General features: G+C 49.5%; 38 protein-coding genes. 5 read left to right on the top strand and 33 right to left on the bottom strand.

All coding sequences use genetic code 11. The features are described 5' to 3' along the window. The first annotated feature begins 565 nt into the window (after positions 1–565). From NSQ24_RS01590 to NSQ24_RS01580, 3 genes are all read left to right on the top strand, one after another. The gene (locus NSQ24_RS01590; RefSeq protein ID WP_339167129.1) at positions 566–742 is read left to right on the top strand and encodes a hypothetical protein; all 177 of its coding nucleotides are present in this window, start codon (positions 566–568) and stop codon (positions 740–742) included. Positions 743–903: 161 nt separating this feature from the next. Then, positions 904–1,320 (top strand): TrbC/VirB2 family protein, encoded by a 417-nt coding sequence (locus NSQ24_RS01585; RefSeq protein ID WP_339167127.1) that lies wholly within the window; start codon positions 904–906, stop codon positions 1,318–1,320. Positions 1,321–1,520: 200 nt separating this feature from the next. Continuing rightward, positions 1,521–3,533: an ATP-binding protein gene (locus NSQ24_RS01580; RefSeq protein WP_339167126.1), complete on the top strand. Its 2,013-nt coding sequence runs from the start codon at positions 1,521–1,523 to the stop codon at positions 3,531–3,533. 103 nt (positions 3,534–3,636) lie between these two features. Here NSQ24_RS01580 and NSQ24_RS01575 read toward each other — a convergent pair whose 3' ends face one another. The 3 genes from NSQ24_RS01575 to NSQ24_RS01565 are packed head-to-tail and all read right to left on the bottom strand — an operon-like array spanning position 3,637 to position 4,410. Beyond that, a complete protein-coding gene (locus tag NSQ24_RS01575) occupies positions 3,637–3,978 on the bottom strand; it encodes a YolD-like family protein (RefSeq protein WP_339167125.1) in 342 nt (113 codons plus the stop codon). Further along, on the bottom strand, positions 3,963–4,205 hold the full coding sequence (locus NSQ24_RS01570) for a hypothetical protein (RefSeq protein ID WP_339167124.1): 243 nt from the start codon (positions 4,203–4,205) through the stop codon (positions 3,963–3,965). Before NSQ24_RS01570 ends, NSQ24_RS01575 begins: the two co-directional genes overlap by 16 nt. Beyond that, a complete protein-coding gene (locus NSQ24_RS01565; protein WP_339167123.1) occupies positions 4,189–4,410 on the bottom strand; it encodes a WYL domain-containing protein in 222 nt (73 codons plus the stop codon). Before NSQ24_RS01565 ends, NSQ24_RS01570 begins: the two co-directional genes overlap by 17 nt. Before the next feature lie 152 nt (positions 4,411–4,562). Between NSQ24_RS01565 and NSQ24_RS01560 the strand changes: the two genes are divergently transcribed. Together NSQ24_RS01560 and NSQ24_RS01555 are read left to right on the top strand one after the other, a co-directional pair. Next, complete coding sequence (locus NSQ24_RS01560) at positions 4,563–4,787, top strand: type II toxin-antitoxin system HicA family toxin (RefSeq protein WP_339167121.1); 225 nt, start codon at positions 4,563–4,565, stop codon at positions 4,785–4,787. 45 nt (positions 4,788–4,832) lie between these two features. Then, positions 4,833–5,180 carry a toxin-antitoxin system HicB family antitoxin gene (locus NSQ24_RS01555; RefSeq protein ID WP_339167119.1) on the top strand — a complete coding sequence of 116 codons (348 nt, stop codon included), beginning with the start codon at positions 4,833–4,835 and terminating at the stop codon, positions 5,178–5,180. Between the two features lie 138 nt (positions 5,181–5,318). Here NSQ24_RS01555 and NSQ24_RS01550 read toward each other — a convergent pair whose 3' ends face one another. From NSQ24_RS01550 to NSQ24_RS01405, 30 genes are all read right to left on the bottom strand, one after another. Continuing rightward, the gene (locus tag NSQ24_RS01550; RefSeq protein WP_339167117.1) at positions 5,319–5,696 is read right to left on the bottom strand and encodes a hypothetical protein; all 378 of its coding nucleotides are present in this window, start codon (positions 5,694–5,696) and stop codon (positions 5,319–5,321) included. A gap of 2 nt (positions 5,697–5,698) precedes the next feature. Next, positions 5,699–6,196, bottom strand: a complete 498-nt coding sequence (locus NSQ24_RS01545; RefSeq protein WP_339167115.1) for a hypothetical protein — start codon at positions 6,194–6,196, stop codon at positions 5,699–5,701. A 348-nt stretch (positions 6,197–6,544) separates the two neighbouring features. Next, positions 6,545–7,936, bottom strand: coding sequence for an N-acetylmuramoyl-L-alanine amidase (locus tag NSQ24_RS01540; protein ID WP_339167114.1), 1,392 nt, complete (start codon positions 7,934–7,936; stop codon positions 6,545–6,547). Then, positions 7,933–8,400 carry a phage holin family protein gene (locus tag NSQ24_RS01535; RefSeq protein ID WP_339167112.1) on the bottom strand — a complete coding sequence of 156 codons (468 nt, stop codon included), beginning with the start codon at positions 8,398–8,400 and terminating at the stop codon, positions 7,933–7,935. The genes NSQ24_RS01540 and NSQ24_RS01535 overlap by 4 nt, the downstream gene beginning before the upstream one ends. 102 nt (positions 8,401–8,502) lie before the next feature. Next, positions 8,503–8,646, bottom strand: a complete 144-nt coding sequence (locus NSQ24_RS01530; protein ID WP_170208406.1) for a CD1375 family protein — start codon at positions 8,644–8,646, stop codon at positions 8,503–8,505. Positions 8,647–8,689: 43 nt separating this feature from the next. After that, a complete protein-coding gene (locus NSQ24_RS01525; protein WP_255320374.1) occupies positions 8,690–8,818 on the bottom strand; it encodes a CD1375 family protein in 129 nt (42 codons plus the stop codon). Continuing rightward, positions 8,815–9,024, bottom strand: a complete 210-nt coding sequence (locus NSQ24_RS01520) for a hypothetical protein (protein WP_122957700.1) — start codon at positions 9,022–9,024, stop codon at positions 8,815–8,817. Before NSQ24_RS01520 ends, NSQ24_RS01525 begins: the two co-directional genes overlap by 4 nt. After that, complete coding sequence (locus NSQ24_RS01515) at positions 9,024–12,122, bottom strand: hypothetical protein (RefSeq protein WP_339167109.1); 3,099 nt, start codon at positions 12,120–12,122, stop codon at positions 9,024–9,026. Before NSQ24_RS01515 ends, NSQ24_RS01520 begins: the two co-directional genes overlap by 1 nt. Positions 12,123–12,279: 157 nt before the next feature. Then, the gene (locus tag NSQ24_RS01510; protein ID WP_339167107.1) at positions 12,280–12,552 is read right to left on the bottom strand and encodes a hypothetical protein; all 273 of its coding nucleotides are present in this window, start codon (positions 12,550–12,552) and stop codon (positions 12,280–12,282) included. Next, a complete protein-coding gene (locus NSQ24_RS01505) occupies positions 12,552–12,833 on the bottom strand; it encodes a hypothetical protein (RefSeq protein ID WP_339167106.1) in 282 nt (93 codons plus the stop codon). The genes NSQ24_RS01510 and NSQ24_RS01505 overlap by 1 nt, the downstream gene beginning before the upstream one ends. Continuing rightward, a complete protein-coding gene (locus NSQ24_RS01500) occupies positions 12,833–13,405 on the bottom strand; it encodes a putative phage tail protein (RefSeq protein WP_339167104.1) in 573 nt (190 codons plus the stop codon). Before NSQ24_RS01500 ends, NSQ24_RS01505 begins: the two co-directional genes overlap by 1 nt. Then, on the bottom strand, positions 13,402–14,511 hold the full coding sequence (locus tag NSQ24_RS01495) for a baseplate J/gp47 family protein (protein WP_339167103.1): 1,110 nt from the start codon (positions 14,509–14,511) through the stop codon (positions 13,402–13,404). The genes NSQ24_RS01500 and NSQ24_RS01495 overlap by 4 nt, the downstream gene beginning before the upstream one ends. Further along, positions 14,508–14,948, bottom strand: coding sequence for a DUF2634 domain-containing protein (locus tag NSQ24_RS01490; RefSeq protein ID WP_339167101.1), 441 nt, complete (start codon positions 14,946–14,948; stop codon positions 14,508–14,510). The genes NSQ24_RS01495 and NSQ24_RS01490 overlap by 4 nt, the downstream gene beginning before the upstream one ends. Beyond that, the gene (locus NSQ24_RS01485; protein ID WP_339167099.1) at positions 14,945–15,370 is read right to left on the bottom strand and encodes a DUF2577 domain-containing protein; all 426 of its coding nucleotides are present in this window, start codon (positions 15,368–15,370) and stop codon (positions 14,945–14,947) included. The genes NSQ24_RS01490 and NSQ24_RS01485 overlap by 4 nt, the downstream gene beginning before the upstream one ends. Beyond that, the gene (locus NSQ24_RS01480) at positions 15,367–16,356 is read right to left on the bottom strand and encodes a hypothetical protein (RefSeq protein ID WP_339167097.1); all 990 of its coding nucleotides are present in this window, start codon (positions 16,354–16,356) and stop codon (positions 15,367–15,369) included. The genes NSQ24_RS01485 and NSQ24_RS01480 overlap by 4 nt, the downstream gene beginning before the upstream one ends. A 10-nt stretch (positions 16,357–16,366) precedes the next feature. Further along, positions 16,367–16,939 (bottom strand): hypothetical protein, encoded by a 573-nt coding sequence (locus tag NSQ24_RS01475; protein ID WP_221843165.1) that lies wholly within the window; start codon positions 16,937–16,939, stop codon positions 16,367–16,369. Between the two features lie 63 nt (positions 16,940–17,002). Beyond that, positions 17,003–17,689, bottom strand: a complete 687-nt coding sequence (locus NSQ24_RS01470; protein WP_339167094.1) for a hypothetical protein — start codon at positions 17,687–17,689, stop codon at positions 17,003–17,005. Positions 17,690–17,771: 82 nt separating this feature from the next. Then, the gene (locus NSQ24_RS01465) at positions 17,772–20,111 is read right to left on the bottom strand and encodes a phage tail tape measure protein (RefSeq protein ID WP_339167092.1); all 2,340 of its coding nucleotides are present in this window, start codon (positions 20,109–20,111) and stop codon (positions 17,772–17,774) included. A 200-nt stretch (positions 20,112–20,311) separates the two neighbouring features. Continuing rightward, on the bottom strand, positions 20,312–20,743 hold the full coding sequence (locus NSQ24_RS01460) for a hypothetical protein (protein ID WP_339167091.1): 432 nt from the start codon (positions 20,741–20,743) through the stop codon (positions 20,312–20,314). Positions 20,744–20,777: 34 nt separating this feature from the next. Next, positions 20,778–21,188: a phage tail tube protein gene (locus NSQ24_RS01455; RefSeq protein WP_339167090.1), complete on the bottom strand. Its 411-nt coding sequence runs from the start codon at positions 21,186–21,188 to the stop codon at positions 20,778–20,780. A gap of 11 nt (positions 21,189–21,199) precedes the next feature. Further along, positions 21,200–22,612, bottom strand: a complete 1,413-nt coding sequence (locus NSQ24_RS01450) for a phage tail sheath N-terminal beta-sandwich domain-containing protein (protein WP_339167089.1) — start codon at positions 22,610–22,612, stop codon at positions 21,200–21,202. After that, a complete protein-coding gene (locus NSQ24_RS01445; RefSeq protein ID WP_339167087.1) occupies positions 22,613–22,816 on the bottom strand; it encodes a hypothetical protein in 204 nt (67 codons plus the stop codon). Then, positions 22,806–23,273, bottom strand: a complete 468-nt coding sequence (locus NSQ24_RS01440) for a hypothetical protein (RefSeq protein WP_339167086.1) — start codon at positions 23,271–23,273, stop codon at positions 22,806–22,808. Before NSQ24_RS01440 ends, NSQ24_RS01445 begins: the two co-directional genes overlap by 11 nt. Next, entirely contained in the window at positions 23,266–23,766 is a 501-nt protein-coding gene (locus tag NSQ24_RS01435) for an HK97 gp10 family phage protein (RefSeq protein ID WP_339167084.1), read from the bottom strand. The genes NSQ24_RS01440 and NSQ24_RS01435 overlap by 8 nt, the downstream gene beginning before the upstream one ends. Continuing rightward, positions 23,766–23,915, bottom strand: coding sequence for a hypothetical protein (locus NSQ24_RS01430; RefSeq protein ID WP_339167082.1), 150 nt, complete (start codon positions 23,913–23,915; stop codon positions 23,766–23,768). The genes NSQ24_RS01435 and NSQ24_RS01430 overlap by 1 nt, the downstream gene beginning before the upstream one ends. Before the next feature lie 224 nt (positions 23,916–24,139). After that, positions 24,140–24,457, bottom strand: coding sequence for a DNA-packaging protein (locus NSQ24_RS01425; RefSeq protein ID WP_339167080.1), 318 nt, complete (start codon positions 24,455–24,457; stop codon positions 24,140–24,142). Beyond that, positions 24,441–24,614 (bottom strand): hypothetical protein, encoded by a 174-nt coding sequence (locus NSQ24_RS01420; protein WP_339167079.1) that lies wholly within the window; start codon positions 24,612–24,614, stop codon positions 24,441–24,443. The genes NSQ24_RS01425 and NSQ24_RS01420 overlap by 17 nt, the downstream gene beginning before the upstream one ends. A gap of 30 nt (positions 24,615–24,644) precedes the next feature. After that, positions 24,645–25,631, bottom strand: a complete 987-nt coding sequence (locus NSQ24_RS01415) for a phage major capsid protein (RefSeq protein ID WP_339167078.1) — start codon at positions 25,629–25,631, stop codon at positions 24,645–24,647. 14 nt (positions 25,632–25,645) lie between these two features. Beyond that, positions 25,646–26,344, bottom strand: a complete 699-nt coding sequence (locus tag NSQ24_RS01410; protein WP_339167077.1) for a hypothetical protein — start codon at positions 26,342–26,344, stop codon at positions 25,646–25,648. Beyond that, on the bottom strand, positions 26,319–26,552 hold the full coding sequence (locus NSQ24_RS01405) for a ribosomal-processing cysteine protease Prp (RefSeq protein WP_339167075.1): 234 nt from the start codon (positions 26,550–26,552) through the stop codon (positions 26,319–26,321). Before NSQ24_RS01405 ends, NSQ24_RS01410 begins: the two co-directional genes overlap by 26 nt. Between the last annotated feature and the right edge of the window lie 16 nt (positions 26,553–26,568).

The raw sequence follows: 26,568 nt of genomic DNA, 5'->3' as shown, positions 1-26,568 counted from the left end.
CGTTTTGCATCTTGAACTGAACGTTTTCGCCTTTTGTGTCATAGTTGAGGGAAGTCACAGAGTTGTGAATGTTCTCGGCGGATTGGATCGCGGAGGGACTTAGTTCATTGCCGTATGAACTTACATGATAACATCAAAATGCCCCTTCTCGACTGAGAGGGGGCTTTTCACATTGGCCAGAAATCCTCCTGTTTTAGGTTCGGATCCTTTTTCCGTAGTGCAGCAAGTACCTTTTTCATTGTGGTTGAGTGATGGCCTCGATCTTCATTTACCAGTCTTCTAACTGTCTCTTGGCTCAAGCCGGTTTCTTTTCTTAACCAAACTTGTGATATTCCGTTCTGATCCATCCAAGAACCAAGTTTGCTCCGCTTCTTGCCCAATCCCCATCCTGGCATGTAATCACCTCAATTACCAGTTTGGACAAATATTCAAAATCACAGACCAAAACCACTAAAAAAGTAGTGATATTGGACAATCCCTGCCGCATCGGATAGTAACACACCAGGCCGGAGCGCTCTTCACCATAGCGTTGCCGAGTAGACCAAAACAGTGGGAGGTGTGATGCATGGCAACTGAGCGCAAGCAGATCGCTTTCAACATTGACGACCCATTGGAACGTGCATGCTGGGAGTACGCCAGATCGATCAACTTTAGCAAGTGGGTCAAAGACCGGCTAAAGCATACGGTACTATCCCTGCAGGCGCAACGTGCGCAAAAAGAAAACCGCCCCGGGGGACGGTAGTCAAAACCCACCTGGCGGAATCACACCAAGGTCAGTCAGCACTTTTACGATCAGGATTCCGGTTCCAGCTGCGCCCAGAGCGTAACCGGCATATACAAGCAGCGGCATACGATCGACCTCCTTTTGCGAACAGTATGCCCATCAGAAAGGGGAGGTAAACGGTGTTTTTGACGGTATCGCTGCCAAAAGTCAAACGTCAACGGTATGAGGTGGTGCCATGGAGAGATTTTTTCGCGCAAACGGAGAGCGTGCTGACACCGCGACAAAAGCGGAAGATCAACGCTCTCCTGGCCGGAGCAACAGCAGCATACGTGTTACGTTTGGAGCCAGCCAGCGCGGCGGGGATCGCCGACCGGATCGTCAGCGCGTTCAATCCATTGATCGAGCTAGTGCAGGGCGTGTCGTACCCGGTAGCGTTTCTGATGATCTGCGGCAGCTTCCTCCTGATAATGGTGGGGCAACGGTCAAAGGGTCTGGCAATGCTCAAGTGGGCGTCAGTCGGGTACATCGGCCTGCAATTCGCTCCGGCGATCATGCAGATCCTGGTGAGTGTGGGCAAAGCCATGATGGCGAAGTAGTCCACCTCCGTATTACGCCGGACTCTCGCCTTGACAACGGACACGTCGAGCAGCTGGCTCAAACCCTGTGTGTGTACCGATCGCCGCTGGAGCGCTGGAACGGGCGCGGTATCGATCGGCAACACTTTCTGGCCTTTGAAACGGTGCTGAAGCCTGGTGTTACATCCTTTACCGTGACTGTTCCCCGGGACTCCGCGGCATTGGCTCGAAAAGCTATAGAATCTACCTGGCCAAACGTCACGATCACGGAGAATTCCGACCCCCTTACTGCCCTTCCAGATGCCACAGCAACACTAGAGCTTAACTATCATTATCTGTTCGCTCTACGCGTCGATCGGCGGGAAATCAGCCTGCTCTCCTCCCTGCTTGAGACGTTGAACGCACTTGACGACAGCGACGCTGTGTATGTGCAGACGCTGGCCGTACCAGCGGAAAAGGACTGGTACCAGTCAGCAGCTGCCGCTTATGAACAGTTCAAATCTGGTCAAATGCCGCAGAAGTTCGCCTTGAACAAGCGGACGATTGCCAAGACCGCTCTCAAGGTGGCGACAAAAACTGTCCTGACTGCAATCGACGTGGTGACGGAGCTGATAACCGGAGAGGAGCCACAGCCCATCGATATTGACGGCGGGGAACGGGCTGCAATTCTCCGGGACGGCAAGCTGCGGACAGAAACCTTAAACAAGACACGCGGCGATGCCTTTGACGTATCAGTGCGGATCGGCGTAGTATGCCCAGATAAAGCCCGGGCCCGAGCTATCCTGCGCATGGTCACCATGGCCTTCCGGGAGCTCGACGGCGACAATCACCTGATCGCAACCGAGACGGATCCAGAGCGCACCTGGCGCAAAATGGCTGGTCGTACCATGGGCGTAAGGTTGCAGCGCGACTATCTCAGCATCCCGGAGTTATCTCGATTGTTGCTTCTCCCTACCCGCCCGCTGCAAGATCGCTACCACCTGGACAGTGTGAAGATACAGGAAACCGGAGTGCCGGCGGAGATCACCAGCGGCGGGATGCGTCTAGGAACGGTCACACACAAAGGGGCGGAAACACCAGTATTTTTCCCGACCATCAACCACGACGAGCTATGCCTACCCCGGGTCGTCATCGGCGGGATGAGTTCTGGCAAGACCAGGGGTTATGGAGCGAATCTAATCGTTGAGTCCGTAAAGAATGGATTCGGTGCATTGGCCATCGATCCGGCCAAGGGAGAAATCGGAAACGAGGTCCAGGCAGTGCTGCCTCCCGAGAAGGTAAAGCGGATTCGGATTGACGGCACCGTGCCGATCGCCTTGGACTTCTGTGAGGTCATGTATTCACCGCGGGCTCGAAACCGACTGGCAAACAGCGTGATCAGCTTTTTTAATTCGGCGACCGACGAGGCCGGGGCCCAAACGGCCCGATACCTGCGCGCCGCCATAATGGCGATGCAGACGCCAAAGTTGGCTGAGATTATACGTATATTTGAGGACGCTGAATATCGCAAAGAGTGCGTTGAGAAGATGCCAGCGGGCATCCATCGCTCCACCCTCTGCGACTTCGGAGAGATGTCCGATGGCAAGCGTGGGCAAATACTTGGCCCTATCTTAAACCGGTTGGATACCATACTAGGTGACGAGTTCCTAGCGGAGTGCTTCGATTCCGACAACTCCCTGGACATGGTCGCGCTCATGTCAGAACCGCATGCGGTCATTTTTGACGTGCCAAAGACCGCGCTTGGGCCCGAGGGAGTCGATCTGATCGTGAACCTACTGTCCGTCAAGATCGATCTGGCTATGACACTCCGTCCGGAAGAGAAGCAGTTCCCGTTCTTTGTTGTGTTCGACGAGCCGCACCAGTTCCTCCGCTCCGCCCGCGCATGGAAGTCAGCCGCTGTGGAATCTCGTAAGTGGCGCGTCGGGTACGTCTGGATGTTCCACAGTTGGGAGCAAATCCCCTCGGACCTCGCCGAGATCATCCGCAGCGCCGGGCCGCACTACACGCTGTACCGGGCGAGCAAAAAGACGTTTCGCGAGCTGGCCGAGGAACTGGCTCCGTACAATGTTGAAGACTATGTGAAGATGCCGAAATATCACGCGCTAAATGCTTTGCGTATTGGCGAAGAGCAACATGTTGTTTTTATGGCAAAGATGACGCCGCCCCCGAGTGTGCAGCGTAACACACCGGTAAGCAGCACACCAGTCAGCAGAGCGTCGTTACACGGTGCTTAACAAAAACAAGGCCCCCTACCCGTTCAGGATGGAGGCCATACTTTTGCCTAACGCTCGCTTGCGCCTACGCGCTACACTAGAGCGTATGCTGGGACGATAGATTTTATGCCTGGACGCCAAAAATTCTATCCATGGGAATCCATTGGACATTTGAATCATTGACTAGCTTTATTCGCCGAGCGCTTGTATCGATCCACTTTACAATCCCCCACATGCTGCAACCTTTGCCCAACTCGTCTTTCACTGATTCCCACCACGTTACGGTGATCGCATAGTCGCACCGGGCAGAATCCATGATGATGTACTGAATTGACTCCAATTCATCCTGTTCAAGAATCGGCATGGGGCATAATTTCTCATCCTCTTTGATCTGAAGATACAGTTCCTTGTGTTCAGGCAAAACGAAACGACTTGCTCCAAATAGGTTGTCTACCTTCCTCGCCATCTGACTTCATCCTTTCGCTCCCAACCCTCGATCACGACCATGTGATCAGGATTTGATCGGTTCCATTCGATATATTTCTCGCGGGCCAAAACTTCCAAAACAGTCATTACTCCACCGCGATCTCGGCCAGTCTTGACGGAAATCACATCGATGGTAGGTGGCCGTCGACGAATCGTTGAGTAGTTGTAGATGATTCGAAGAACCTTCCGCTCAATATCCTGCAGCATGCTGGATCACCACCGGCTGAACAGCAAGGATGTTGCCAATGGCAAAGACCCTTGGTGCCCGCCGTGTCAGGCAGTACGCTTTCAGACGATCTCCGGCAATCTGCAGCGGCCGTATAGTTCGCTTGGTGGCCTTGCCTTCGCTTCCAAGATAAATAATTTCAATGTGTTGCTGCTGTCCTATGGCTCTTTGCAGCTCCTTTTTCATTCTGTTCGCCTCCGAATAGGAACGTTTGTTTGTATTATATGCGAACAATTGTTCTGTATTCAAGTTTGAGTTACGTATTATGGAGATTTTCCCGCCAATCTGATTTACATATAGTACTAAATATGGTACCATAGAGATGAAAGGAGGTTAGTATGGCAGGGGTAGATAAAATCATCGAAAAGATGAAAAACCGCCCCAACGGGATTCGGTTCAGTGAAATCGCCAAAGTCCTTGAATACCACGGATACATAATGGTTCGAGTAGTCGGCTCACACCATCATTTCCGAAACAAGAACGGAGACGTTATCACGATACCAAAACACAATCCCATCAAGGCGGTGTACGTGAAAGACGTACTGGAGAGAATTGGGAGGTAGCTGCCTCCCCTCTCCACACCCTTATGATAACCCCGGCCAAAAATTATGGCAAACAAAGACCTGAATCATTACCTTAGTTTACCCTACACACTTGTGATTAAACCGATGGACGATGAATCTGGTCGTTACTATTACGGCACATATCTGGAGTTGGATGGCTGCCATTCACACGGAGAAACAGTTGAGGAACTCTTGACTAACCTGGAAGAAGCAAAGCGTGGCTGGCTTGAAGTCAAACTGGAGCATGGTGATCCGATTCCAGAACCTCAGGGGGAATATAGCGGTAAGATCAACCTACGCATGCCGAAGTCATTACACCGGCAGCTTGCAATACAGGCGGAGCTCGAGGGGGTAAGTTTAAATCAGTATATGCTTTATAAACTGAGTAGGTAGGTAGCATAGTGAGAATGCCGTTTCCCATCCCTTGCTGAATTGGAAACGGCTTAATTGTTTCTTATATAACAACTGAAAATATAAAAAGTACCCCACTTTTTAGTGGAGTACTCTCAATTTATAATAGGTTCGACTATCCTATGACATCTTTATTCTAAAGTGATTGTCGTAAAAAACATCTTTGAAATCAATCTTTGTATTTAATAAAAAGTTTTTGCCAGAGAGATACTTTCCAATAATCGCAACAAATATTGGCATTAGCCAAGGCGACTCTTTTAAACACCACATATAAAATCTAAACTTTTTGTGACCGCGTAAATCTTTCGCTTTGGCCACTTCCTTGATTGTGGCTACACTAATGAGTGTGAAGGCAACAGGAAGTAAAAACGCAAAAAACAATAACGCACCCCGAACGCCATAATGGTACAATTTTATCATTGCACCAACTGACAAGGAAGAATAAGCGACAAGTATAACAATAGGTAGTATCTCCCTTAGTGTAACCATCGCGTTCATTATTATCCCTCCAATCCAGTTTCTTTTCTGGCCATAACGAGCTGCTCCATTTTGCTTTCGTAAATAAACGGATCAATCCCTGTCAGAAATACATTGACCCCTACAATACACCATATGATCTTTACAGGAAAAGTTTCACCAGAGAAAACCACAAAGTTCTTTGCAACCATCACCATTAGATTCTCACCTTCTGGAACGATGGTAAAAACACCTGTCATTGATATAAACCCAAACACCGCCCAAAAACCACAAGTAGCGAGACCAACTCGTCTCATATATAATCTTGGTTTTGTGTCTGGTCTAAATTTCAAGTAATCCAATGCTAACGGTGTAAAAAAAAGTATCAATGACGTAAAGAACCCCGCATTGATCCCCAATCCTAGTATGAACCAAGCTACTACGGTATAAACAAACCTTACCCATAAATGCGCGAAAATAGTAGGCTCGTCTTCCGGATAAACATTTGCGCGATTTATTGAATCATCATCTCGCTTGGACATCCTTATCCCCCTACTTACCATGACCACTTATCTTAAATCTGTGTATTTTATACACACATTATAGCAAAATATGGATGTATTGTCTCTACCATAATACTCTGATTTATATTCCAGTCATTTGAAGGTTCTATGGCTATTACTTTTATTAGGTGTACTAAGTGACTTTTTAACAACTTTTAGCCTCATTTAGCTTCAATCAAGCCTCCCCCACCTTGTGTATTTACCCGCTAACATAACAAACAGATACCGACTTACCGATCCGTCTAAATTGACAGTAAAAATCCTCCCCCGGATTTCTCCGAAGGAGGGCTTGATTTATATTTCCTCGTCGCTCCTATACCCAGCTTTTTAGTTTTTGCAAACACACTGATTCTTCAGCAATACGGTTTTAGTAGGTCCATCCCACTCCACCTGTAGGCCGAGGGCAACAGCAAGTTCTCGAGCTGGAGCATAGGCAACGCCAGCTTCTATTGTCGCCGTTAGGTCCTTTCCGTTCACTCGCACCTGCTTTGTCTCTGGCACCCATTCCGGAGTAACCCCGAGAGCTTCCGAGACAGAGCGAATCGGCAGTACAGAAACACCGTTTCGAAGATATCCTTGAGCTGAGAGCCGGACACCATTGATCTCAATTGCTACTTTTTCCACAGACTTATCAGGTGGTGTGGATATTTTTGTGGCAAACAATCCGGTCAGAAGGTCTACGATCTCCTTTCCATATTCCGCAGCTGGCGCCCACTTCCCGCCGAGTGATTCTACTGTCTTGGCTGTCCCGCGTACTGACGGGAAGTGTCTCGGGTCGACGATCTCGCCTTTTACCTCCACCCCGGCATACAGGGCTAGGTGCTGTAGGTGTGCTAGGACTCCAACCTCGTCGCTGGGGAAACGAGCGTGTGCAAGGGGATCGGTATTGCTGCCGCCCTTGGTTGTCTTCAGGCCGCACCAGTTATGGAAATCGCGGGATAGTACCCCGCCGAACCGACCGAAGCTTGTCTCTTTCGCCGCTTGGGCGTAGCTGACTTCTGGACGGATTCCTAGCTCAGCTCCGATCCGCCAATACACGGGTGCCAGATCGATGAACGCCTGAGCTGCTTTCCTCTGCCGTGCCCACTCCTGGGCCTGCTCGACGGTAGCCTGGGCTTGTCCGGCTATGGGTGTGCCTGATGCTGACGGGGCCGCTCCTGCCTTCTTTAAGCCGTATACCTCGGCAATGGCCTGGACGATTGCTGCCGCACACTTCCGGCGATATTCGTCGCCCTTGAGCAGCTCCGCCTCTTCCCGATTGGTCATAAACCCACATTCAATCAGGATGGCCGTCATTTTCGTTTCGCGCAAAACGTGCAGGTCGCCCGCCTTTACCCCGCGATCGTGGCGACCTGTGGCTCGGATAATTGCCCGCTGCACGGCATCAGCCAGCTTCACGGCTGCAGCAGGCCGCGAGGCATAGACAAACGTCTCGATGCCGTTAGCGTCGTTCCAGTTGTTGCCGAAGGCGTTTGCGTGGATGGAGACGAATACATCTGCCTTCCAAGTATTTGCCTTGTCTGTGCGTTCCTTCAACGGCACATCCCGGCTGCCGTCGTCGGTGTGGGTGAAAAGGACTTCTACACCTTCGTATTGCTTCAATCCGTCCCGGACGTAACGGGCAACGACGCTGTTGAAGTGGAATTCCCGCATGCTGTCGTCCGGCGTTCTCTTTCCGGGAGTGTCTGGCCCGTGTCCTGCATCTATCGCTATCTTCATGACTTATCACCGTCCAAATATTTTTCTTTTTCCTGCCTACGTTTGATTGCGCGTGCCAGCTTGTGCTCGATTTCATCTGACACTGCTATTAGTGCCCACTCCGGCACCCATTTCTCCCAGCCTGCCCGAACAACATTGGCCGTCATGCTTTTCCAAATGTGCAAGCCGAATGCGGCAGTGAGAAAAATAAACGCGATGCCGGGCGTACCGAGCAGACTATCGATCAAATGTCCTACTGCGGGCATAAAGAGCAGAAACGCTGTCCGAAAGGCCCCGTTGATTCCGTATTCAGATGCGTAAGAACCATCGATCTTAGAAGCCCGGTAACCGGCTGCCCAGTCCATCGCGATCAACAACAGGTACAACACAAGGGCTAAATACCGAATTGGCCCTTCACCGTAAAAAAACTGAAAAGCTGAAACAAAAAAAGCGCCAGCTGCACCAGATATGATTGATTCTTTCATGTGCTCTCTCTCCCTTCGGGGCAGAAAAATAGCCCCGATCGGTTCGGGGCGAGCTCCTGTCGTGCTGCATGAAAAAACGCCTTTTCTCTGATGAGAGAGGCGTTACGCTGCTAGAGGCTTGCCATCGGTTCCAAAACCCAGGGCAGCAAGCTCTGCTATTACATCTTCTTTTATTGTTGAAGGAACCTGGTCTATGGTTCGGCGGTCATTGATGATCAAACAAACATACAGATCGACGAGAGCCATAATGGTGTCACCTCCTTTCCAGGTGATAAGCCAATATAATAACCTAATCAACATTTTCATCAGCATCCAATAGGGCCTGTACATCTCCCCTTATATTCTCAGGTACGTTTTCTATCTCTCTCCGGTCGTTTTTTACCAAGGTGTAGTAAAGTTCAATGATTTTTTCATTCATGATGGTGTTCCTCCTGATTGCAAAACAACAATCATCTCATAAAGTTCTGCAACTGCCTCCATGGTCATGAGGCTATCTGCTCTTAGCGCTTCATTTTCTGCCTTCAGTGCAGCGTTTTCCGCTTCCAGTCTCACAATCTTCGCTTCTGGAGTTTCCTTTTCGGCATCACGAATTTTGCTGATATCCTTTACGTTTTGGAACTTCATCAGTCAAACGCACCTCCAAATCCGTCCAGTCTGACTCGCTCAGTGGCGGTGCCCTTCGCGATGACAACCCAAATATCAATCCGCCAGTCCTGTGCCGTTTTTGTCTGGTTGGTGAAGAGATAACCCCTGCCGGCCGTTACAGCTGCCGTGGCATCCTCCCAGGTCGGTTCAGCGTCAAGGGCATTGTTGCAGACTTTTACGCTTTCAATTGATGCCCCAGGTGGTAGGTACCGTTCCAGAGTAACGAGTACCCGCTTTGGCATTCCATCTGGGGTAAAGTGCGCGGCTACAGCAGGGTTGTCAAAATTGAGCAGAAACTCAATATGTGTCTCCGTCCGGATGAAGATAAAGGTCCTGGTCGACATCATGCCTTGACTATCAGTTGCCTCCACAGTCAACGTATGAGGCGTGTCCAGGTCAAGCCTGATCCACAAATCATGGGGGATCGTAACGGTTTCATCACGGCCAGCAACGCCCGGGAATGAACGGATCACGGTACCGTTGATTTTCTCTGTGACGGTAAAAGGGTTGGCCTCGGGTTCCGTGACCGTATACGTCTTCGTTGGCGGGACCATGATCGTACCTAGGTCTTCGTTGGATCCGGAGATTACAGGAGGTCGGTTGTGTATTACCCGGAAATTCCGTGTTACCTCTGCGCTCTTTCCGCCCTGGTCATCCTCTGCCCATACCCTGAGAATATGATCCACATTTTCCGCTAGATCAGTTCCTGTGACATCCGTGGCTCCATCCCAGAGTCTCTTGTTCTTGTAGGTAAGGCCCCGGGCAAAAGAAATAGGCGTTACCCCATCGGATAAGCCTGATTGTAAGTTCCGTATTGGCCCGTTATTAATTTGGTATTTGATGAGCACGTTGTTGTATTCGTCAAAATCTAATGCACTGCCTTCAACCCGAAACACTGCTCCTTCCGTGAGTACCTGACCATCACTTGTTGTTAGAGTAACAGTGGGCGTCTGATTCAGGATGCCGTAGTACCGGACGGCAGAGCTCGTCTGATAGATCGTCGGCGGAACGGAAAAGGGTGTCGAGAATATCGGGTCATACAGGGATGTAGGATTAGAGCCTTGCTCGACGATCACCGGACCTGTGAAGGTAGCAAATTCGTCTGTAGACTCGATTCGCTTGATGTAGCCGCCATCCTCGTAGGTGATGAACACCTTGCCGTTCCTATCGCTCGTAACGCTGGCGTTTGTCCCTTTCACGAGTTTCTTTGGTTCAGTAAGCCAGCTTACGCCGCCGTCAGCCGAACGTGTATATCGAATCCACTGAGTCACCGTATCGCCGCCGTCCGCTCCTTGCCAAGCTAGATGAATTACACCATCCACACTTACCGCAGCGCTCGGGTTTGTTTGTGGAAATGAAAGTTTATAAATACCTGTATAGTTACTTCCGGTGAAATTAATGGTTGTCCATGAAGTCCCCGACCCCGGGTAGTATTGTCCGCCAAAACCGTAAGCTCCGCTTTGCGAGTATTCCCATATAACTATAGGATTCCCGTTTCGTATTAAGAGTGTAGGATTATAGTAATGCGCTGTCGAGGTGTTTAAGCTCGTCCCCTGCCTAACCGCGCTCGGAGTCCCTAACGTCCCGTCCGCATTGATCGGTATGGAACCAGTGCGGATGTTGAAACTGTTCGGATAGGTGCTGTTTTTCGTGCTGGCTGCCCACCAGAGTTTTGTCTTGTCTGGAGTTATCGCAAGGGTTACTGAATTGATAGTTGTCTGGACAATCGAATCAAGCACAACAACAGCAGCACTATCTAAAAAGGTATTTGCCACAGGGTCGAAGCGTTGCAATCTTATTGTAGAGTTTACGGTGGGAGCAAAAACAAAGTACACATACTGCCCATTCGTAACAAGGGAATTAAGCAATGTATATGATCCTGTAGTATATCCCCATCGCCCCTTAGCTTCCCATGTCCTTCCGTCGTTTTTAGATACGTACATACGCATCCATGACTCACCGCTAATAGCAATTCCATTATCAATCAAGCAGGCAACCAACCAGCCATTATTCAAGCGAACAGGCGGTGACATACGCGAAACGAGGTATGCTGAAGAAACAACGTTGACCGGCAAGCCCTGCACCTTGTCCAGATACCCATTGAAAACGGTCTGCCCGCCTTGCGAATCCCGGACAGTAACCGTGAAAGAGTTACGGTCTTTCGTGTAGCCCGCTTTTAGGAACGTGTAATCGACGGGTGTATTGCGAGTGATCGGAGTCCAGTCTTTTTTTACCACGCCGTTCAGCTTAACCTGGTACTCCAGCGCGTCGGACGGATCGGCGTCGTCTGCGATCAGGCGGATCGTGAAATCGTTGTTGCCTGTGTAGACTGCCTGTCCTTCCGATAATGTTTGATTATTAGCGGGGTTTGTCAGAGCCACAGATGGGGCAGAGTTCAGAACTTCAAGGACGGGGCGCCACCCGAGATAGTTGAAGCGATCCGTGTCGTAGTAGTAGCTCCAGAAGCGAGCCGAACGGTTGCCGCGAAAAGTGCGGAAGGCGCTGTTCCCTGCATAGACTTCCTGCGCCCACGAGTACATGTAAAACCAGTTCCAGTATTGATTGTGCACACTGTTGAAGTCGGTCGAGTTTTGTATGCTGTCCAGGTCTGAGGCCGCAGGTATTGGAAGACCGCTGAAACCAGCTTCGTTGACGAGTATGCGGTCCCACTCGTTGGTTGTCGGAGTACCACCTGAGTAACCGTCCGTTCCCGTTCTGTAGTTTGAACCGCCCGTAAGCAAACGCAACTTGTACTGCCGTCCATCGATTGTGATTGTCTTTCCACTAACCAAACCTTGTGCGTTGAGGTCGCCCCAAGAAACGGAAGCGAGCAAAACACGGTCGGAGATAAGTAATTTCTTACCACCGTCATTTACCTCTCGCCACTGAATCTTATAAGCGTCACTAGCATCCGTATCTCTGATTTCGATAGTTTGACCAGCAGAAAAACTTGGGATATCACCGACACTTGGCGCTCCCGGTGGTGTCATGTCACTACGCCAAGGTTTTGTCGGTCTTGCTTTTTTTGTTCCGGCCAAATAAAACGTACCAAGTTTAATTAAGTCGCCGTTCGCCAAATTTCATCTCTCCTTCCACTTTGATGTAGGGATACTTGCCAAATATCTTCTTGGCTAGGTTGTAACTATTGGAATGTCTTGCGTGCCCAAGTCAAGAGTTCACCGCTTGTTTCTCACTTCCTCATATGGCCGTTATTGGCAGGTTTCCTCATTTTTCCTACACCTCCAAGCGGCTGGCCGATTCGTTGTAATAGCCACGAATCACACGGATTGAATTGACCGTCGAAAGATCGTCATCGAATTTGTTATACAGAAAGTTTTCTGGCAGGATCGATTCCAGCGTAGTCATGCGAATTCGCAGATTCGAAACGTCTACTGAGAGCTGTTCTATACTAATGTGGGCGTCCTCAATGCCCTTCTCCCAACGGTTGGCATCGCGTTCCGTTACCTGATCGTCAGGTTTCCAATCCAGTTTGGCTTGATATGCCATTACATCGCGCCTCCCTTCACTTCAAATTCGAAACGGAAAGATAGGATCTGATCGTCTACTACATCTAGGTTAACTTCTCGCTCCGTGATAAGTGCCCCTTGGTCGTCCAACAACTGCAGTGAGGTGAGTTTGGTCATTCCTTGTATCGGAATCGTAATCACTTCAACGCTTGCACCCTTCTGGATAACCCTGCTCAATTGGACAAGTTGATCATTCACGCGTAATGACGAGACCCGGCGCTGTAGATCCCCTGCAGCACGTTCGATGTATGCTCTGTCCATCAGACCTTCACCTCGTTTTCGTATTTGAGTAGGGTCATCCCCAGTCTAAGCTCGTTCAGTTTGTGGTAACGCCTCTGTGTCATAAACACTTGCTCGTGAAATGTGAGGACATCCTTCACCCCGAGAGCTACTTCAAAGGTTAGATGCTTTGGTTTCATCTCCTGTGCAACAGAAGCCATTCCCACAAGATCAATCGCATTGTCGATATCAATTTCAACCGCAAACCGCTTTTCTCGCCCGTATTCAACCACCCTGGCGTTTCGATTTCTCGTAAACTCAGACAGCAGCCTTTCCATTTCCCGTGGAGTCACAACTGGAGGTGTCCCAAAGCGTGATAGTACCCGCGCACGACGTTGATCGATCGTAGTCTCCTTAGGTACGGCGGGGAGTTTCATATCTTTTTCCCACTGACCAATCCCCCAAGTGGCAAGACGTGGATTTCCTTGGCGGATCACATCAAGCGCAAACTCCACGAAACGATCCGACTCTGACTCGATTGCTCCTAGAATGTCGTTAGCGATCTTCGACTTTTTGTAGTACGGCGGGGTAAGGTTGATTAATCGCTGACTCATGCCATCACCTCAAGAGTGACCATCCCAAGTACCGGCACTTCATCAGGGCCGAATGTAGCATTGGCAGCTGCTCCATTGATCGTCAACCCGTTGTAATCCAATACTCCTTTAATCCCGTGCAGAAGGGCCCCCGATTTGGTCCATATAATGGTCCGCGTCATGTCTGCTGAATCTGTCGACTCCTGCAGATCGGAGAAATAATCGTTTATTGCAAGGCTATACGATGACGCTATTTCTTCCACGGTAAAGCCTTTGTCTAACTTCACACTAGCGGAAAAATTGAAAGGTTTGGCCACGGCAGCAACCACAAAAATTCCATCATTACCCGGTCCGAGTGGTCGTTGGGAAAGAATATGCTTCTTAGCTGCTTCTACGATGGAGGCATCTGGCGGCAGACCATTTTGACCAAGTAGCACCACGCGTACCGTGTTAGGGCCGTCAAGGTTCTCAAATACCCGTGCTGCAGTTACCCCCGGCACCTCTAAAGCCCACTCCATGTAATGTGCTGCGTTGCCCGATGTAGCCCGACGTCGTACCTTTTGCCAATATCGGCTCCGTAACTCTGTATCCGATTCCTCATCTGCCCCACCTTCCAAATCAGAGAGGAGCTCGACCGACTGCAAACCGTTTACTGTTTGCACGGGGAGAAGAATTGTTCCCGCCTTTAAATTACCTTGCTGACCGGCGTCCTCAGCAATGAGCAGTCCGAACCCGTTACCCAACCCATCCAGCCTGACGTCCTCCGGGAGAACAAAAAATAGAGGGTTTGTTCCCTCTGTCATAAAGCGAGTGCCTGCTCTGATAATGTCAGTCGATGCCCCCTGGAGTTTCAGTTGCGGAGAAGGGAGGGTAGCCTTTGTAGCCTTCTTCCTCTCTATCCCCTGTGTACTCACCGCGAGGTCAAGATTCTCACCTTCCGCATACTCCACCCAAAGCGCGTAGTATAACGCGAGTACAAACCGGTATGCCTCCGCAAGTTCCATCGAGGTAGGTTTTAGAAAGTCATGTGGGATACTCCCTTCCTCTACATTCATAGGCCCAGCGATAGACAGATACTTTGCCACAAGCCTGTTAAAAATTTCATCTTCGGTCGGAATTGTTATCATTCGACTATCACCTCCTGCGGGATCGCCCCCTGATCTGTGACAAGAAAATAGCCTATTCTCAGGCCTGCTCCAATCCATTCAAACGAGAAGCCCTCGCATCGATCGATACCATAGAGAAACTCCACTGCTTCCCGAACAAGGCGCTTTGCTTCTGCCTGTTTCCATTCCCGAGTACCTTCGCCCCTGATCAGCTCCTTTAATTCATTGCCGTAAGCGGAAGTATAAATAGGGTAGGTGTAGCGATCCGTGCTCAACGCCTTCTGTGCATTTTGTTGGAGAGCCTCTACCCCATCGATGATGATCGGTTTCCCATTCGGGTGTAGGAGAAATTCTCCCTGCTCAATGTCAAATGAATAAGTCCGCAGAGAGGGTTGCTGCTGCTCTTCTGTTGCTTGTGGTTGTTCTACCTGATCAATAATTTCAGGGAAAATACTCATGGTCGCACCACCCTATCGATGATGTAATAACGCGAACCGACTGACGCAACAAGAACCCTGTCCCCTTTTTTGAGGACATCCTCAAATTTCAACTCCACAAAACTGTAGGAGAATTTTGTGAGCTCAGGTAATGGCGAATCGTCATCCGTATCCAGCAGGTCCTTTTCCATCTTGTCACCCAAATCACGCTCTTTCTGCTCCTCATGAACGATGGTGACGATTCGCGAATGCCTTGTAAGGTGCTCTGCAACCATAAGAAAATCCTTACCGAATGGTTTGTTTATGCCATCGATAAGGATTGACAGGTTGGGGGGCGGGGTCTGCACGGTAGCCAATTCAAGGCGCATTTCTTTTGGGACTGAATTTAAATCTGACTTATTCGTCCCTCCAAGCACATGGGCAAGTTTTTGAAACCCGTTCACGCACGGCTCACCTCCATCTGCAGCTGTAACTTCATCTCATGATAGCCTGGGCGAATCGTATGGCTATCGCCCCAAACAGTGTAAATCCCGTTTAACTGCGTGATTTCCTCAAACACCTCGATCTTTGTACCGGCAATGATATCGTCGATTCCCAGCGAGCTGACGGAAGCTTCGTCCTTTACCTTGTTCAGGTTTCTCAATTCCTGCTTTGCAAGAGACGAGGCTGTCCCCTTTTTCTCATCCTGGACCTCGATTACTTTGACCATTTTCCCGTATCGCTTAGCGTTGGTCTGATCCACCTGCTCATACATGATCGAGCTGCTTTCGTTGTCGCTGCCTACCACCCTAACCGCCGTCCTCATTTCACTGATGGAGCGTTTGCGGCTCGCATCGAGTAGGCTGGTACCCTGACTGATCTTCCACTGCTTTGTCTGGCCTCTTTGGGTTCCAACGAACACTTTCCCTTGCTCAAGCCAGCACCAGTAGCGAATTCCGCTGCTGCGATACACCTGATTTAAGATGTCCACCACCGCGTCCCAAAGGCTTTTTCGGATGACTTGTTTCTCAACGTATGGCATCGGGCCGATTTGACCGATTGGGATGCCCACCTGCTGGAACATCCTTGTCAGCAGCGCATCGGACCTTTCCCCTGTTGTGACCTCCACCACGTCATTATTCAGAAGGTAAAAGCCAAGATCATACGCAACGGGATTGATATCACCCTTCGATGTTTTCCCGAGATCTACAATCATCCCGGCAAAAAGTGAGCGAGGCGAGCCAGTAAAATAGGAGATCAGCTCCATTAAGTCGCCTTCTTCAACATCAATCTTCGGCCAAAACTTATCCCGTCCCCTATTTGTTTTCACCGCCAATGTCCGCTTTGCTTCTTGCCGACTGCCCGACCATGTGGCTTCGGTGAAAGGAATTCGTTGAGCCGTTTTACCGGGCTTTTGAATGCGAATCTCGTATCGATAATTGGGCTGCATGGCGGACACCTCACTTCTTCAGCTTTGGCTTCCCGCGGGAAAGGTATTGGTCAACCAAGCTCTCTTTCTCTTTATCCTTTGTGGAAGATACTTTCGCTGAGCGAGTATCGGGGCGTATTTTCCCGCCGTTCACTGTCTGGAAGGAGATATTCACGTTGGTGCTTTCCAACGTAATAAAGCGGTATTCCTTCAATGTCAGACTGAATTCTATATCAAACCCATCCCACTCGTGGGAAAAGTCTCGTATGGTGGCCGGAGTGTTAATAGAGCTGCCGGTGACTGTAAAGCGGATCGGATAGCCTGAGTTCTTCCAGCGTTTGATCGTTTCAACAAACTCTTCTGGGGAAGGGAATCCATCATAGTCACAAATCCCAGGGTCGTACGTTTCCGGCCAGATGGTGGAGAAAGAATACTCGTCCAGCTGCGGATCACCGATGATAGTCGCTTCCCCTACCGCGACCAGCTCAATATCGGTATAGGAGTGACCAATCTTCACGGATATTTTTGGCGGCAGGACAGGCAAGCGAAGCTTCTCAGCGTTATTGTTCCAGGTCAACCAGAACTCAAGATGTTTGGATTTCATCTCACCTACCCCCAATAGAAAAGACGCTCTTCCTTTTAAGAGCGTCATGACTTGTTTTCTTCACTATTTTGCTTTTCCTATGGACAAAGCTACCTCTCCATCCTTTGATGAGATAAAAGAGTATGCCAGTCCATTTTTTACAATACTCTTATCTAATGACCATATGTCTTGCATATTTTTTGTTTCAAAACCCAATTGCCCTATAATCTTTTTTCGTTCATCCTCAGTCAGTGATTTATCGACCCCCGCAATTGTTGAATCCATTAAGCGAATCAATACGCCGATGTCTTCTTCATTCTGCTTGGACTTTCCACTGAGGACAAGATGTGTGATTCCTTCGGATTTTCTGTCTATGTCCATCGTTATTTGATATTCAGCTGTTATATTGACTTGGATGGACTCAATATAATCTGTCTTGGTTCCTAGTTTCGTATTATCATCATCAATATTAAAATTAAAATTTTTTCCTGCTTCGTTGAAATGATGCTTGAATTGGGCAAATCCGACGCCAATGGTTTTAAGTGCTTCTTCATGTTTATTATCGCTCTTCTGCTGCGTCGTATTTACCTGAACCGTTGTCTCGGTATCGGATGTGGATGCAATAACAAATGACGTTACGCTTACGGTAAGTAAACCCACAGTTATATAGAATCGTTTTTTAGTTTTTCCATCCCCCCTTGCTGCCGAGAAAATGGTAAGTACAAGAAAAATAAAGGTTCCTATGAATCCTAGAAAGCCAATAGCTGCCAAAACGGTAACCTCCCTTGAAAAAGATCAACAAAGAGGTATTCTCCTTTTTACAAGAAATACCTCTTTGGACCTTACCTTGTGGTTATTCAAGGGCAATATTTCCGGTTCCAACTAGGACATGTCCTAATTTTTCAGCAAGAATTTCTGCCAACTGCTCGGCCAGATTATCCGCATCCTGTTTGCTTTGTATGCTGTTTGTCTGCAAAGTGACTGCAATTGTTGGTCGGAAATCAACGTATGTTGAACCAGCATTTTGCTCTCCAACTGCAGCTTGCGCAACTCCAGTATTGGCGAGCGAAGGTGTATAACTTGGAACTTTGCTAAATGAACTTTCCATAGCAGAAGCAAGCGAATCGCCAGATGCCTCAACGCCGATCGCCATCGTCTCCGGAATAGCCATACCACTGTCTGTGAGTCGGGAGAATGGCCCTAAATCTGCGTCCGAGTGGGGCAAGAATTGATCCGCCCATTCAAAAACGCTTGAGAGTGCGTCAGCAACTTTATCCTTCACAGACAATATCCCATCCACAATCGTGGTGATAATTTTCTGTCCGCTCTCGAATAAGCCACTGATCCAGCCGCCAAACCAACCGTCGATTGTGGTGAATGCGTTCAAGAAGGTAGTTTTGATCGTCTCCCACGCTCCTGACCAGTCTCCCGTAATGAACTGAGTGAAGGCTGTGAAGATGCCTTTCCAGAAAGCAATCACGGTATTGAGATAGGCTGAGATTCCTTCCCAAGCGGCTATTCCTGCGTTCTTTACCCACTCCCACGCGGCTACCAGATAGGCACTCACCATATCCCAATTCTCGTATAGCCACCAGCCAGCAGCAATAAGTGCGATTACGGCGGCTATCACCAAGAGGATCGGCCATAGAGCTGAAAGTGAAGCTATTCCGAACCCACCCATGGCAGCGGACATGGCTGCAAATCCAGTTTGTACCGGCATCCATATTCCAGCAAGGAATACAAGTGGAGCAGCTAACAATGCAAGTGCTGCAACAACCATCAAAAATCCAACTGCTATTTTAGTTATTAACGGATGTTCCTTAGAAAAATCTCCGATGCCCTTTGTAATGTCTGCTAAAAGTTTTACGATAGGCTTGGCAATGTCAAGGACAGCGTCCCCTACTGGTTTAAAGGCAAGCTGCATTTCATTAGCCATGGCCAGCCAATCACTTGCCACTTGGTCGGCAATCACTTCTGACTTTCCAGCGAAATCCTCAAGTGGGCCTGCATTAAGCATTGCCATTAATGCATCACGACCGACATCTTCATATTGTGTGCCAAACACTTTGGATAAGACGTCGTCCTGTAACCCTTGGTCTTTAATTGATGCTATACCAGTTGTTATCGCAATAATAGCCTGCTCCGCTTCTTTACCGCCTGCTTTAATTTGATCGAGCATCTTGAACAGTTTATCCTTACCGAATATTCCCTCAAGTGCACCCAATGCGTTTTCATCTAAGGCCTTATTCAAGCGGATACCAAAGGATTCTTTGAAGGCATCCCCGAGTTTGTCAAAATTAAACGCCTTATCAGCACCCGCCACGAACATCCCCATCATTTTCTCTGCACTGATACCAGCCTCTTTAAATTGCGGCGAGTATTCCCATATGGTATCAAGTAGATCGTCAGCCCTATCATTTGCAACATCATATGTTTTTGCAATCATATCGAGGCCCTTAACTGCGTCAGTTCCCCATTGATTTTGCATCATATCAAGTGCCTTAGCGATACTGTCTTGATCGAGGTCCCCTAACGAGATTTTTTCAAGAGATACCGCGCCTTCAGCAACTTTCCGAATATCATCATCGGTTCCCTTTAATAAATCACGAAACCTCCCGAATGACTCCGCGGCCTCCTGTGGTGTTTCCACCAATCCCGATGTAAAAAGCTGTTCTACGGACTTGGACATAGAAACCATTTCGGCGTCTGTAGCTCCGACACGTGCCTGCAGAAGATCGAGAGAGTGATCCATATCGTATGCGGATACAGCAGCAGCAGAAAGTCCGGCTGTCACGACGGCGCCTCCCGCAGCCATTAGACCACCAATTTCCTCCATGTGCCCGGCAACCTTGTCGACGTATTCAAGCGACTCTGCTGCTTCGTCCCCTGCTTTCGCTGCCTCACGAAGCGCCTTTTCTAGACGGCTAATTTCTTTGGAGTCAACAGCATCAACTGCACCCTCAACGAGGTCCACTTTTTTTGCCGCCTTGGCTGCTTCATCGTGAACATCAGAGAATGCATCGAACAGGTCAACCACCGGGATGTGGTCAAGATGGTCCAGTGCCTGCTCGAAATCCGAAGCAGCATCTTCTACTTCATCCAAGGAGTCAAGAACACTGCCCAGATACTTTGTAATCGAGGAGAGTTGCTTGGTCATCCTTTCTTGAAACGCCAGCGTAGTGGTTAAAGCCATTTGCTATCTCCTCCTTCCTCTTGTTCGGCGCCCGGTGTTCCGCTGGATTTTTTTCGCTTGTTCCGCCTTACGTTCCATTTCCATGACAGTGGAAACCATGACAAACTGTTTTTCGCGTTCAGGAAGGCTTAGGATCTCAGAGGGCAGTTTGTTTTTTTCCTGCCAGATGTAAGAAAAGAGAGCCAGCTCAGGGCTCTCTTTTATGAGTTTTTTACCTCTTCCTCCGCCTCCTCGTCTTCGGCGAAGTCGCTGATTTCGGCAATAGCCTCATACAACGAATCAATTTCATTTGGTCGGAAGATGCACGGAACAACATCTACAGCAGCAAGCTTGCCAAACTTCGCCAGAACCTGCGGAGAGTCGATTCGAAAGTTTGTCCGGTCAGTATCGATACCGGCGATGATAATGTCGGACTTATACCGCAAATCGTCAAATTCAACTTTACGTTCCGATTTGTTCTTCTTACCTGCTACAGAAACCTTCAGCGCAGCTTTCCTGGCCTTGTAGTAAATATCACCCGGTACAGACCGGATCGGGAGCTTAACGTTGTTTCGTTTCCACTCCCACTCCCCCTTTTCGGCAGCCTGTGTATTCATCCCCAAAAATTCTTCCATGGTCAAAAATTCACTCATTTGAGATACCTCCTGCGGGTCCGGAACCCCTGTTTTAGATGAATTCGTAATCGTCAACTGTTCCTTCCAGGCTTGTGTCCTCGTCAATCTCACCGTGTGCCCACTTTGCAAGGGCCAAGGAGTCTGGAGAGAAGCCCTTGACGGCAACACGGTACTTTCCGGCCACTGGGTCATCCAGTTCTCCGATAAAATTGACTTTCTTCTCTGGATTTGAAGCCAGTTCCTGAATGAGGGCTTGTACATTAGATGTTCGCTCGAATGTTGCCGTCATACTTACCGTAGAACTGACAACTCGATGCCCCTTCCGGAGTCGGCCAGCCCTTTTGCTCTCCGCCTTGTCAAATTCCTCGTTCAGTTCGAAGCCAATGCACTCGTTCAACTCATTCCCGTTCTTGTCGTAGAAATGACCATGTGTACCAGAATAGGTTTGTGCGTCCTTGTTCACGTCGCGTCACCTCACTTCGCTTTGTTGTAGGTGTAAATTTTCTCAAGTGCATCTTGATGACGGAATCCTGCGATAAAGTGCCCCGCATTACGGGCCGGTGTATAGATCGGATCGGGACCGTGATATTCAGGATCTTCGATGTATTCGTAATCGGGTGCAATCACTTCAATTGCTGCTAGTGGCCTTAGTACCTCATCCTTGATCATTTGGCAAAAGGCTGCTCGTTTGGCCGCGCTATTGCTGTTCGGTTGCTGGCGTACCCACTCTTTGCCCGCCTCCTCTTCCGCATACATGATCGAATGGAAGGTATCCACCACACGGATTTTCCCGAAGTCCTTGGATTGATCGGGTCCCGGAGTAGAGAGCGTATTTACCGGCTCCTGGATGATTACCTTGCCATTGTCCATGTTGAGCATCAGCGTACCGGACTGAACCAGTTCGATCAGATCAGTTTCGTCCCACTCTTTGGTGAGTGCTTCAAACTTGGTCACATAGAGGGCCATTGTGTAGTTAAGAGGCATAGCAGCCATCAGCGAGCCAATAAACACGGCTGTTTTTGCGCTTGGGTAGGTCTTGCCTCTCCACTTGAAGCCGCTGCCGACATTCACCACAACCATGTTGTTTGCATCAGTTGCTGCCTTTTTGATCGCCGCTTTGTCCTGATCACGTGTGGAATCTCCGCCGAATACAAACTTGATGTAATTCCCGAGCACGTTCTGCTGATCCGCCCAATCCTGAGCGGCTGCATTCAATGCTGCATCGGCAATCCCCAATGTGAAGACGCCAAACTTCCCTTTTTGGGTAGCCAGAGCGTTTTGATAAGCGGTATATTTGGTGGCTTCCACACTCTTCCCGCTGTCTCCGCCGATTAAATTCGTCCCCGCGGTTGAATCGGGCATCTGATCCGCCAGTTTGGTCAGTACGATGTAATCGCTGAAAGCATACGCAGCGACCAGCTCGTCGACTGTTCCGCCTGTCTGACTGTCCACCAGCTCCGCGTCTTTATAAACCAGCAAATCGCGCTTGGTGTTGTCCAAAAGGTTCGGCTGAACGACTACTTTCAGACTGTTGCCAAGCTCGCCTTTATACTTCGCATCAATTTTCAGGACGTCAGTTGCACCGTTTTTCAATGTAGCACTCGCAGCCTTCGCGCTTTCGCCCGTCACACGATAAAGCAGCACCTCGGTTGGCTGCGGGTCTGCCGCCCATACCAAGTCAAAGTCATCGACCTGGCCGAATATCTTCTCTGCGGCCGTTTTGTTGCGGACCGTGATAAACTCTCCGACCGGGCCCCAATCAGACACGATCGGCAGCGCGAATTTTCCACGCAATCCGGCTGTGGTTTGCTCCTCGATAAACGATTTGAGGAAAGAGTAGGCGCCAGAAAGCACCTTCTCATCCCCCGGTTGGTATTTGCCAGACATCTATTCCACCGTCCTTTCCTTGAACTGCTTTACAAACTGTTCCGCCTCCTCGACCGTCATATCGTCAGGGGCATTAAAAAAGGCAGCAATTGCTTCCGTCCGATTCAAGCCGAACTTCTGCTCTGCCACCTTCACGATTTGCTCCTTCGCGTATTTTACTGCTTGTTGGTCGCTATCTTGATCAGTGCCTGTTCTACGTGCCACTTGGCTTCCCTCCTTCCTTCAAGGTAGGATCATATCGGTTATGAATCACTTCCAGCGGGTCATATTCGATCGGCGTGTAAGGGATGTAAACCAGATACTTCAACTCCACTGAGCGATCCAAGCCGTCAGGCCTACTCATTGTCAGGCGACATTCCCGTAGGTACCCAACAAGCGTTCTGGCGGAGTTGTAGAGGGGCAACGTCCACCGTCTGTCAGCGAGATCCTGTCTGATCTGTTCTGATATCTCCGCCAGTTGGATATGGTCTTTGGCGAGAAGGACAAAGTTCATCGTCCCCTTCTCCCGGTAGAAATCAGCCCGCCGTGGTTCGGGAATGCGCTGCGGTTCCTCAACAAACCACATGGGGCGGATGAAATCTTTCGGCTTTCGGAGCACGTCCGTCTCGATGCCGGTCAATGAATATAGCCAGTGACGCACGGAGAGAACATCATCACCCATCGGGAAACAACCTCCTCGCCAAGTTTTCCAGTTCCTCAGCAACCAGTTCGTCCATTATAGACTCAACCTCTGCCTCCGAACGAGCCAGGTATCTCACACCAGGAATGCGTTTCCCCTTGAGCACCATACCGGCAGGGTATCCTGGAACATAGACGAACTTCTCATCGTCCCAGTAGCCAGGCACAAACTGTCCTGGACGTTGTGTGAAGCCCTCTTCAACGTACCGGGCGTATTCCAGACTGGTACCCACCGTGATTTCTGCACGCATTCCTCGCAGAACCAAATCGAATATGTTGTGTTTGTTGCCGATAATCAATGATGCCTGAAGCAGACCACCACCCGGACTGGCTGGCGCCCTATCTTGAGCTCCGCGTAAAACTTGCAAACCAGCTGCGCGGGCAACACGATCCATAGAAGCCTCTACTTCTTGCCTGCTTTGTTTTTTTAAACGGCGGTACTGACGCTCCAAGTCTTTTTTGTTTACCTTGGCCATCAGATTTCCGGATCCTCCCCCGTTGCTGTATCGATCAGGCTAATCACCACCTCATAGTGATGCAGGCCAGCGGCACCGTAAACGGGATAAGGCAATCCAACTTGATAGACAAGCCCGGAAAACTCAGGCTGTTCAAGTTGAATTCGCATGCCAGCTCTTATCCCTCCATGAAGGGTATGCAGAAGGAAGTCCTGAGACGTAGCCTGTCGCCCTGTAAGCCACTGAATTCTTCCGGGGGAACCAGATACCCTGCAAGGCACGTTCTGGGCTACTGTGCGCCATTCTGGGCGGTCTTTACCTCCTGTAAATGGGTCAGCCTCTCCTCCGACATCCAGAAGGGTAAATGAGTGGCACAGAAGCTGTTTGTATTCACTCAAATCATCCACAGCTTCTGCCCCCGTTTCTTACTGTATTTCAAGAGAATATCCTGTACCTTCGGATCGTTTGACGAGTAAGATATTGACTCCTGATAGTCCCCTTGCTTCACGCTGGTTACACGCTTTTCCTGCGCCATATCCTTCGCAACCATGGCCGTAGCCAATCGCAATTCGTCAGGCACCGGGTCAGGAAGATTCACCTGACCCAGCACATAAATGTTTGCATTTATGACGATGGAACTCAGCTTGTCCGACGACAAATACGCCAGTTCAGGAAAATGAGCCAGCAGCTGCTCGTTACTGAGAATTGTCATCGGTCGTCACAGCCTGACTGCCGCCTTGGTCATCTCCGGATGGGTCATCCACAATCTTGTATTCATGCTGGGAGTAGATGACCTCATATGCTTTGCGACTGACTTTCAGTTTTTCTTTACCCTTGCTGATCACAAGGATGTCATTCGGCTTTTTCATTGTGGAGCAACTCCTTTCTCACTGAAATGATTAACTTACGAAGCCGGCAGGACGCAGCACGCCAAATGCAGCTTCCTTGACTACCAGGAATGCTACTTGGAACGTAGCTTTCAGCGCAACCATGTCCTGTTCAGCAAGAGAAAGAGGCTTACCATCTGCAGCATTGACGCTTTGCAAGGTAGCCTCTTTCAGGATTTCGTATTCGATTTGTTGCAGAATGCCGACCTTGGACTTTTTGTAGTCTCCGGCGATGAGATCCGCTTTTGTTTTGTCCCATGCTCCATTGCGGCAGTATTCGATCGGCAGAGCGTACAGGGAATCTTCGGCAACCCCTTCACGGACGGAAGTGAGATAGAGCGGATCGCCCTGGCTGTTTTTCAGACCGCGCAGAGAGGATTTCAAGCCAAAGTGGGCAGCGAATGCGCGCGGCTCTTGATCATCAGCTTCAATCAAGGCCATAACGCTGTTCACGTCATCCGCAAGGTTTTGCCCAGCTACCGATCCACGGGTAAAGGTATTGCCGGAGTTTACCGCAGCGGACAGGATGTTGGTTGCAAACGGCGACTCCGTACCGATGAAGGCGGCTGCATCCAGCTTGGTGTAGAACGCTTCGGCGATGTAAGGCTTCAATTCCTCGAAAACGTCGATACGCGGGCGGTTGAGTGCTTCCTTCGACATCGGAATGATGACACCCAATTTTTTCGCCTGCAGCGTTACCTGTGCCCAAGTTGCTTTGGATGTTTTGATTCGCTCTCCTTCACCGACCCAGTAGGCACCCGGGCCATCGAGCAGGACGGGAATCTTCTTTGTGGCCGTGGTCATTGGTTCCAAATCGGCAAGTTTCATGATCGCAGAGCCGCGAACCACGTCCTTGACGATGTCCGTTGCGGTTTCATCAGGAATCAAGCCGGTCAGTTCCGTGCTGAGGGTAGCCCCTTCGGCAAATTTTTGAATGTCAAACGAAAAGGCTGCGGTCATAGCCATTACCTGCATAACGCTCATTTGTTTTTTCATCATGGATAGGTTCCTCCTTAGATACGCTGCATTTTTCGCAGGTCAGTAATGTTTGGAATGGTTGATTTTTGTTGCGTTGGCGGTTTGGCCTGTGGCGTGGTGCCCCGCGTGGTACCGTCTGATTTGAGCCAAGGTTTCGATGTGATCAACTCAGACACATGCTTGTCGATGTTCTTGATCTTTCCGCTGTCGGTGACTTCGACTTTGGTCAGCTCAGCCAACCGGATCGCATCAGCTAGTTTGTCAGGATCAACGCCTTGTTTAATGGCTTCCACGATAAAGGCATTTTCAATGCGCAGGGATTGAATGGTCCCATTGGCAGTTTTCAGGTCGGTTTCTCGCTCTGCCAGCTTTTGCTCCGCGGTCTTTTGAGCTTCCTGCTGCTGTTTATGGGCATCAACAATCCCTTTCAGATCATCCGCTTTCTCAATGCCCAAGCCTTTCAAGAAATCGCTGACTGCTCCTTGCAGAGCGGAATCGTATTCCTCTTTTGAGGAAAAGGCTACCGCAGGTTTACTCCCTTCCCCTCCCTTATCGCCTCCTGCAGCAGCTTGACCGCCTCCTCCATTGGAACCAGCATCTGCTCCGGTACCACCACCACCATTGTTCCCGGCCTGTCCACCTTGACCACCTCCATTCCCGCCGTCACCGCCGCCGGCAACACCACCTCCTTCGTTGAAGCGTTGAATTTTAAAGCTCCATTGTATCTTTTTCATGTTCACGTTCTCCTTCCTCAGATTGAATTTCCAAAAAAACATATTCGGGATATTGCTGTGCAACAGCTTGGATACCCAACAATGCTGTTTGCATAATGGTGGAGATTGCAGCACAGACGATGTCCTTCCCATGCTCTGCATAACCCGCATGGCCCTCAGCATGAATCTTCATTTCGCCATTATCCAGGTACGCTTTGATCTTGATCACATCGATGCCCCCTCCT

The sequence above is a fragment of the Brevibacillus sp. FSL L8-0520 genome (genome assembly GCF_037963895.1).
In the GTDB taxonomy this organism is placed as follows: Bacteria; Bacillota; Bacilli; order Brevibacillales; family Brevibacillaceae; genus Brevibacillus; species Brevibacillus borstelensis.
Note: the sequence above shows the minus strand (reverse complement) of the source record. Positions and strands in the feature narration are given on the sequence as shown.